8 protein-coding genes are annotated in these 7,995 nt (G+C 72.7%); 3 read left to right on the forward strand and 5 right to left on the reverse strand.

Going from position 1 to position 7,995, the window contains the following annotated elements; translation table 11 throughout:
- The coding region (locus tag KS423_RS31775; RefSeq protein WP_224283217.1) for an SPFH domain-containing protein at window positions 1-981 on the forward strand (981 nt) is incomplete at its 5' end.
- Entirely contained in the window at window positions 978-1,970 is a 993-nt protein-coding gene (locus tag KS423_RS31780) for a C40 family peptidase (protein ID WP_224283218.1), read from the forward strand. The genes KS423_RS31775 and KS423_RS31780, both read left to right, overlap by 4 nt.
- Before the next feature lie 55 nt (window positions 1,971-2,025).
- Here KS423_RS31780 and KS423_RS31785 read toward each other — a convergent pair whose 3' ends face one another.
- The 4 genes from KS423_RS31785 to KS423_RS31800 form a co-directional block, all read right to left on the reverse strand.
- Window positions 2,026-3,078 carry a hypothetical protein gene (locus tag KS423_RS31785; RefSeq protein ID WP_224283219.1) on the reverse strand — a complete coding sequence of 351 codons (1,053 nt, stop codon included), beginning with the start codon at window positions 3,076-3,078 and terminating at the stop codon, window positions 2,026-2,028.
- A complete protein-coding gene (locus KS423_RS31790) occupies window positions 3,075-5,288 on the reverse strand; it encodes a WXG100 family type VII secretion target (RefSeq protein ID WP_224283220.1) in 2,214 nt (737 codons plus the stop codon). The genes KS423_RS31785 and KS423_RS31790 overlap by 4 nt, the downstream gene beginning before the upstream one ends.
- 13 nt (window positions 5,289-5,301) lie before the next feature.
- Entirely contained in the window at window positions 5,302-5,706 is a 405-nt protein-coding gene (locus KS423_RS31795; RefSeq protein ID WP_224283221.1) for a type VII secretion target, read from the reverse strand.
- 191 nt (window positions 5,707-5,897) lie between these two features.
- Window positions 5,898-6,851 carry an aldo/keto reductase gene (locus tag KS423_RS31800; RefSeq protein WP_224283222.1) on the reverse strand — a complete coding sequence of 318 codons (954 nt, stop codon included), beginning with the start codon at window positions 6,849-6,851 and terminating at the stop codon, window positions 5,898-5,900.
- A 154-nt stretch (window positions 6,852-7,005) separates the two neighbouring features.
- Between KS423_RS31800 and KS423_RS31805 the strand changes: the two genes are divergently transcribed.
- Window positions 7,006-7,206, forward strand: coding sequence for a hypothetical protein (locus KS423_RS31805; RefSeq protein WP_224283223.1), 201 nt, complete (start codon window positions 7,006-7,008; stop codon window positions 7,204-7,206).
- A 54-nt stretch (window positions 7,207-7,260) separates the two neighbouring features.
- Here the strand turns inward: KS423_RS31805 and KS423_RS31810 are convergent.
- The coding region (locus tag KS423_RS31810) for an endo alpha-1,4 polygalactosaminidase (protein ID WP_224283224.1) at window positions 7,261-7,995 on the reverse strand (735 nt) is incomplete at its 5' end.

Below are 7,995 nucleotides of genomic sequence, written 5' to 3' on the forward strand. Positions count from 1 at the left end.
ACCCGGCGCCCGCCGCGCGCCGACCAGGCGCTGCGGGAGCGCCGCGCCACCGCGCTGCCCGGCTGGATCGCCCTGCTGGCGGTGCTGATCGGCGTGGCCGGCGTGCTGTTCGTGCTGCTGCGCACCGGTGTCCTCCCGCACTGGGACGTACTGCCCGACCTGCGCGGCAGCGCCGCGCGGGAGAGCGGCCGGGTGGAGGTGGACGCGCAGTCGATCGCCGCGGCGGCCGCGGCAGGCCTGCTGGTGGTGTTCACGCTCGCCGGTCTGCTGGCCAACGCGGGCGGCGAGACCCGGGTGCTGACCCGCTGGGGCCGCTACCGGGGCACCGTCCGCCGGACCGGCCTGGTCTGGGTCAACCCGCTGCTGCGCCGCCGGCGCGTGGACGTGCGGCTGCGGCACTGGCGCAGCGAGTCGGTCAGGGTGGTGGACCGCACCGGCACGCCGATCGTGGTCCGGCTGCTGATCGTCTGGCGGGTCAAGGACACCGCACGGGCGCTGCTGGCGATCGAGGACCACGAGAGCTACCTGCGCGAGCAGGTCCAGGCGGTGCTCACCCGCACCGCGTCCACCCTGCCCTGTGACAGCAACGCGGCGCCCGGCCCCGCGCTGCGCGACGGGCAGTGGTTCGCCGACGAGTTGACCAGAGCGCTGGCCGCCGAGGTCGCCCCGGCCGGCCTGGAGGTCTACTCGGTGCAGCCGCTGGCCCTGGACTACGCACCCGAGGTGGCCGAGTCGATGCGCCGGCGCAGGCTGGCCGACCTGGACGCGGGCCTGCGTACGGTGCTGGTGGACGACGCGGTGGAGGCGGCGGCGCTCGCCGTCCGCCGTCTGGAGCGCGCGACCGCGCACGAACTGGACCTGGCCGCTCGCAGCGCGCTGATGGAACAGCTGCTGGTCGCCTTCGTCGCCCCGGCCGGAGTGGCCGCCTCGGTACCGTCCCCGGCCTCCCGTGCCGGGCGGAAGGAAGGACGACCCGCATGAGGATAGCCACCGGCGCGTACGCCGAACCCGCCATCACCATCGGCTCAGGCGGCCCCGACGGTGATCCCGGTCTGATCGGCTTCGAGGAACGCCTCGGCAGCATCCCCGCGATCGCGGGCTGCGGCTGCCCGAACTGCGCCGTCCGGCCGCGCACCGCCCGCTCCGCGGTGGCGGCCGGCGGCGGCCGAATACACCGGGCCGTGCGAAGCACCTGCCTGGCCACCACCGTGCTGGCGGGCGCCGGCGTCGTCGGCCTGACGGCCGGCGCCGGATCCGCGCACGCCGCGGCCGGGAAGCAGGGCTGGGACGGGTCGAAGTACTGGTTCAAGAACGGCTCCGGCGAGTGGCGTTGGACCAGCCACTACGACGTCTACGCGAGCCGCACCGGGCAGTCCGGCGGCTCGGCCGGCTCCACCGCCCGGGCCGTCTCCAACGGCTCGGCCTCCTCCGCCGGGAAGCAGGGCTGGGACGGGTCGAAGTACTGGTTCAAGAACGGCAGCGGCGAGTGGCGTTGGACCAGCCACTACGACGTCTACGCGAGCCGCACCGGGCAGTCCGGCGGCGGCCCGGCCCCGGCCCCCGCGCTCCCCGCGAGCCGTTCGGCGGCCAGCCCCGCTCCTGCCTCCGGGAGCATGGAGTCGGCCATCGACTACGCGCTCGCCCAGCTGGGCAGGCCGTACGTCTGGGGCGGCAACGGCCCGTCCGGCTACGACTGCTCCGGGCTGGTCCAGCAGGCCTACCGGCGCGCGGGGATAAGCCTGCCGCGGGTGGCCGACGACCAGTACGCGGCGACCACGCCGATCAGCGCCGGGCAGCTGCGCCGCGGCGACCTGGTGTTCTGGTCCGACAGCGGCCGGGCCTCGGGGATCCACCACGTGGGGATATACCTGGGCGGCGGCAAGTTCGTGGAGGCGCCACGGCCGGGCACGACCGTCCGGATCTCGACCCTCAGCTCGGGTTACTACCCGACCCACTTCGGGCGGCCGTAGCCGCGAAGCCGTACCGGGCCCCGACAGCGCGCCGCTGTCGGGGCCCGGACCGCGTTCAGGGCAGCTGCGGGGCGGAGCAGCCGTGGCTCTGGGCGGAGCGGGCGGCGAAGGTGCGCAGGGCCTCCTTCTCCTGGGCGGGGCCGGGTGCACCGACCCGGTTCCCGTCGAACACGGTGTCCACCGTGAAGAGGGCGGTGGCGCCGCCGGGGCAGGTGGCGGTGGCCCAGGCCAGGCCGTCCTTGCCGCCGGCCGGGCCGGTGACCGGGTAGTCGGCGACGGAGGGGAGGACGTCCGCGAACGGCGGGTAGTACGCCCCCAGTCGGAAGCGCGGGGTGTCCTGGCCGGCGTACAGGAAGCAGTCCTCGATCGGGGCGTTCGGGTCCGCGGGCGACTCGGCGGAGATGCCGGGCAGTCCGGCGCAGGTGCCGCTCGCCGCGCCGTCCGGGACCTTGGCGTACCGGGTGTCCGCGGGGACCTCGGTGATCTCCGGTCCGGAGGGCGCGGTGCAGCCCCAGACCCGGGCGGCGCCGTCCGCGGCCCGGGCGGCGATCCGGGCGAACCGGGCCCGCTGGGCCGGGTCGGTGGAGTTGCCCTTGTGGGAGACGCTCTCGACGGTGACCAGCAGGCCTGCGGAGTTCGGGGAAGGGCAGTTCAAGGGGAGGACGGCGGTCGTGCGGAGCCGGCCCTCCAGATCCAGAACCCCCCGGCGGCCGTGGCCGAACGGCATCACCATGGTGGTGGCGAGGTTCGGACGGTCTCGCTGGAGGTCGTGCAGCGCCCTGCCGACCTCGTCGGGTGCCCGGCCGACCCGGACGTTGAGGAAGCCGCCGGAGGGCTTCCCGGCGTTGACCACGGAGCAGGCCGCCAGGCCCTCCGGCGCCTCGGCGTCCTTGCCGCGCACCCGGTCGACCCCGAGCAGGGCCTTGACCTCGGCGGTGTCCACGCTGCCGTGGCAGAGCCCGGCCAGCGAGCGGCCGTCCTGCCAGCGGTCGTACCCGCCGCCCAGGTAGAACACGGCGCCGGCGGCGAGGACCAGCCCGACGGCGGCGGCGACCGGAAGCCGCCACCGCCGACGGGCCCCGCGCGGTTCCGCGGGCTCGGGCGTCACTTGTTCTCGCCCCCGCGGCCGAGCGCGGTGGCGGCGTCGCTGCGGCCGGTGTTGTAGATCGTCCGCATCTGCTGCTCGTCCCAGTCGACGGCGGGAGAGTCCGGGTTGAGGCCGGCCCGCTGCTGCTGCCACTTCTCGACCATGGCGCTGATCCCCTCGTGTCCGCTGCGGCCGTTGGCGCCGGTGAGCGTGTTCGCCTCGATCTTGCCGGCGGCGGCCGCGTTGATCTCCTCGGTGGCGCTCATCTGCCACCCCATGATCCCGCTGCCGAGCAGGCTCTGCGCCACGTCCGCGACCCCCGGAATCGGGACCAGCTTCAGCGGGGTGCCGATGCCCTGGTACATGCCCTTGGCCCGCCAGGCCTCGACCTTGGTGTCGTCGTCGCGCTGGTCGAGGATGGCGTCGGCCTGGACGGCGTCGTACACGCCGAGGGCGACGGAGGAGTTGGCCATCACGCCCTTCCACTCCTTCTCGCCCACGTTCGGGGGGAGTTCGGCGAGCTGCTGGGCGACGTGCACCATCTCGGCCTGCTGGACGACGTGGTGGGACTCGGGGTCGTCGGCGAGGCCGCGCAGGACCCGGATCAGCGAGCCCTTGTCGGTGGCCATCCTGGTCTCCCCGGTGACCGGGTCGACCCAGACGCCGCTGGCGTCCTCGCCCGCGTGGTCCTTGGCGGCGCGGTTGGTGCCGGAGAGGATGTCGTGGGTGTCGGAGGCGTAGTCGGCCAGCGCGTTGGCGATCGGGCGCTGCATGCCGGCCGGGAGCTTCTCGTTGCCGATTCCGCCGTCCAGCATGTTGACGGTGTCGCGCATGACCCGGGCCTGGGCCTCGCTGTGGTGCCGGACGGAGTCCTCCTGGCCCGCCCGGTCGCCGGTGGCGGCGGCCTCGATGGCCAGGCCGAGCGAGTGCTGGCCCTGGACGTGCTTGCCGTCGCGGCCCATCTCCTCGGGCCAGCGGCGTTCGTCCAGAAGGTACGTGAGGTGGTCGTTGGTCCGCGGGTCGCCCGGGTCCAGGAAGCGGGTGGAGGCCTGCGGGTTGTGGCTGAGCGACTCCATGAAGCCGACCATCGCGTCGCCGCCGCGCCCGTCGCCGAGGTGGTCCCAGCTCGGCTGGGTCGAGTCGGGAGCCCAGATGAGCTGCGGGTCGGTCTTGGTGGCGCGCTCGAACTTGAGCAGGCTGTCGCCGTAGGAGTTGAGGAAGTCGGTGTCGTACTCGCCGGAGCGCATCAGGCTGCTCATCAGCTGGTAGCCCCGCGGCTGCGGGCCACCGCCCGGGTGGTTGATGACCTGGGGACCGAGCTTGAGCATCTCGTTCTCCCAGTCCTGCATGGGCTTGGAGTGGCTCTGGGTGGCGGTGCCCAGGGTCGCGCCCAGCGAGGCCTGGAGCTTCTTCACGGCCTCGTTGCGTTCCTTGCTGTACGCCCCGAACTTGGCCGGGTCGTTGGCGTCGCGCCAGAACTCCAGCGTGCCCCGCGGGCCGAGCGTGGTGGCGAACTGCTCGGCGAACGCCGGGTCGTTCTTGCGCTTCTCCAGCAGGGCGTTGAGCTTGGTCACCTCCTCGACCGAGAGGTTTCCGCCGCCCTTGCCGGCCAGGGCGAGCGCGTCGGACAGGTCCTTGCGGGCCTCGGCGGCGTCCTTGAGGTTGTGGTAGCCGTTGGCGTTGAACGAGTAGTCGTTCGCGCCGTTCGGGTCCGAGCGCAGTGCCCAGGCGGCGGCCTGGTCCGCGTCGGCGGCCTGCTGGAGCGCCGCTTCGAGGCTGTGGACCAGGTCCTCCACCGCGCGCTTGCGCTGCGGCAGGAAGACCCGCTCGTAGTCCGGGTCGGCCTGGGCGGACTTGTCCTTCAGCAGCGGATGGACGTCGGTGACCTTTCCGGTGCCGTCCACCTGGAGGTGGTTGGCCGGGCCGTCCTCGTCGGCGATCTTCTTCAGCCGGGTCTGGGCGGCGGCGAACTGCTGGGCGGCGTCGGCGAGCAGTCCGCTGATGTCGGCGGACTCCTTGCCGGCGGCGTCGATCTGCTCGGCGGCCTTCTGGATCTGCGCTCGGGCCTGGGTGGCGGCCTCGCCCTCCCAGCCGGCAGCCAGCTTGTTGGCGACCTCGTTGGTCAGCCGGTCCTTCAGGCCGGTGTAGCGGGCCTGGAGGGTCTTCCACTCCTCGGCGGCCGCGTGCAGCGGCTCGAACGTGGCGTTGCGGACGATCGCGTAGCTCAGCACGGTGGTGGCCCCCTCAGTTCCCGCCGGACAGGTTCTGCTTGTTGGCGTTCTCGGCCGCCGTGTACTGGTCGGCGGTCTTCCGCAGCCGCTGGGCGAGGTCGTAGAGGAGGTTGCCGAGGGTGGACACCTGGTTGTCCCAGCGGACGGAGCGGTTGCGCAGCTCCGGGCCGGTCTGCCAACTGGTCAGCGACGCATAGGCGTTGGTGGTCTTCTCCTGGGCGTTGTCGTCGACGGTGTGGAAGTTGCCCTTGATCTCGTCGACGGTGCCGGCCCGCGCCTTCAGATCGGCCGGGGTGACGGTCACCTTGCCGCCGCCCCCACCGCCCCCGCTGCCGCCGGCGGAGTTGAGCCGCATGCTCGCGTACCGCTTCCGGTCCTCGTCGTCGAACAGACCGTCCCAGGCAGGATTGTCGGCCAAAACGTCCCCCCGTGTTGGCGTTGTATGAGTGAAGTCTTGGTGCGTGCTTGATGGTTCATCGACCATGACTTGTCAGCGCCGCCGATGGTTCCCGGACCAACGGGTTTCGCCCGGAAGGCCGCAGGCCGCGAACTGCGCCCAGGGCTGGGCGGGTTCGCGGCCTGCGGGGGCCGGTGTGGTGCCGGGCGGGCTCAGGCGGAGGCGGCGTCCAGCAGGGCGGTCTGCGTCGGCGTGAGCTTCAGGGTGGCGCCGGTCAGCAGTGGCGGGAGCTGCTCGACGGTGCGGGCACTGGCGATCGGGGCGGCGACCGTCGGACGGGCGGCGAGCCAGGCCAGGGCGACGGAGGCGGGCTCCACCTCCTGCTCGGCGGCGACGGCGTCCAGCGCCTCCAGCACCTTGGGGCCGCGCGGCTCGGCCAGGTAGCGGGCGGCGCCCTCGGCGCGGGCGCTGTCCACCCCCGCGCCGCCCGGACGGTACTTGCCGGTCAGGAAGCCGGAGGCCAGCGCGTAGTACGGGACGGTGGCGAGGCCGTGCTCGGCGACCACGTCGGCCAGCGGGCCCTCGAAGGTGCTGCGCGAGACCAGGTTGTAGTGCGGCTGGACGGCGACGTACTTCGCCAGGCCCTCGCGCTCGGCGAAGGCCAGCGCCTCGGCGAGCCGCTCGGCGGAGATGTTGGAGGCGGCGACCGCCCGGACCTTGCCCTCGCGGACCAGTTCGTCCAGGGCGGTGACGAACTCCTCGACCGGGGTGTCGTCGTCCCGGTGGGTGTAGTAGAGGTCGATCCGCTCGATGCCCAGGCGCCGCAGCGAGTCCTCGGCCGCGGCCTTGATGGTGGCGGCGCCCAGACCGCTGCGCTCGGCGTGCATGCCGACCTTGGTGGCGATCACGACGTCCTCGCGGTTGCCGCGGCTGCGCAGCCAGTTGCCGATGACGGTCTCGGACTCGCCGCCGGTGTTGCCCGGGGCCCAGGAGGAGTAGACGTCGGCGGTGTCGATGAAGTTGCCGCCGGCCGCCGCGTAGGCGTCCAGGACGGCGAAGGACTGCTGCTCGTCGGCCGTCCAGCCGAAGACGTTGCCGCCGAGGGCGAGCGGGAAGACGGACAGGTCGGAGGTGCCGAGGCTCACCCGGCTGTGGTTTCCGGTCATGATCCCAGTGAACCGGATGGTGCGGTGGGGAATTCCGCGAAACGCCCGGTCTTCACGAGCCCGTCGTGCCCCTGTCGCACATGGGGGTGGTGTGGCCCGCGCGACGGGGGTCCGGGGTGTGCCTGAGGTGGGCCGATTCGTTAGAGTCCGTGCCATGGCTGACAACGACTACGACCCCGCCGGCAGCACCCAGATGTTCCGGGCGTTCGTCGACGAGAGCCCGGCGCCCCAGGCCCCCGGCAACGTTTCCACCTACGGCAGCAGCAAGAGCGGCAGCCGCACCGGCGTGATCGCGCTGGTCGCCGTCGTCGCACTGGCCGTCCTGGGCGGCGTCATCTGGCTGGCGGTCAAGTGACCCTCGCGCGGGTGACCCTCGTCCGGGTCACCCGCGCGACGGGAGGGGAACGCCTCAGCAGGGCTTGCGCCAGGCGTTCAGTTCGAGCTTCTTCTGCATCGAGCTGAAGCCCAGCGACTTGGTCCTGCCGCAGAACTGGCCCGTGTCGAGCTTGTACTCGACGTGGAAGACCGCCTTGCCCGCCTTGACGAAGGGGGCGACCCGGTCGCACTCGTCGAACTGCGCGCACTCCTCGTTGACCGCGAAGTCGAAGTCCGCGAGGAGCGCCGGGATCTGGTCCAGGTCGTTCTTCAGGCCGATGGCCAGGCCGCGTTCGTGGGCGAGCTGCGCCAGCATCCGGTTGTACCTGAGCTGGTCGTCCGGGGTCAGCGGGAAGCCGCTGTTCTGGTTGTAGGCCTCGATGGTGTCCGGCTCGATGGCGTCGAAGCCCTTGCTCTTGCACATGTCGAAGCGGGCGGCCATCAGCGGCCTGAGCTGGTCGAGCTTGCGGATGTCGAACCACTTCTCGCCCTTCCAGCCGGTGTCCGAGCCCTGGAGGGCCTTGGCGAAGGCGGTGGAGTCGGGGCGGAAGTCCTCCCAGGAGCCGGCGTTGATGTAGCAGATCACCTTGCGGCCCTTGGCGTGCAGAGCGGCCACCACCGAGGCGTCGTTCTCGAAGCCGTCGATGTCGTAGACCGGGACGTCCACCGACTGGTCCACGCCGCCGCCGAGCTGCCACTGCCAGGCCAGGCCGGGCGTGGGCTGCCAGCGGGCGCCGGCGGCCGGCGGGGCGGGGTTGCCCGGCGGGGT

The sequence above is a fragment of the Streptomyces sp. LS1784 genome, assembly GCF_020103755.1.
In the GTDB taxonomy this organism is placed as follows: Bacteria; Actinomycetota; Actinomycetes; order Streptomycetales; family Streptomycetaceae; genus Kitasatospora.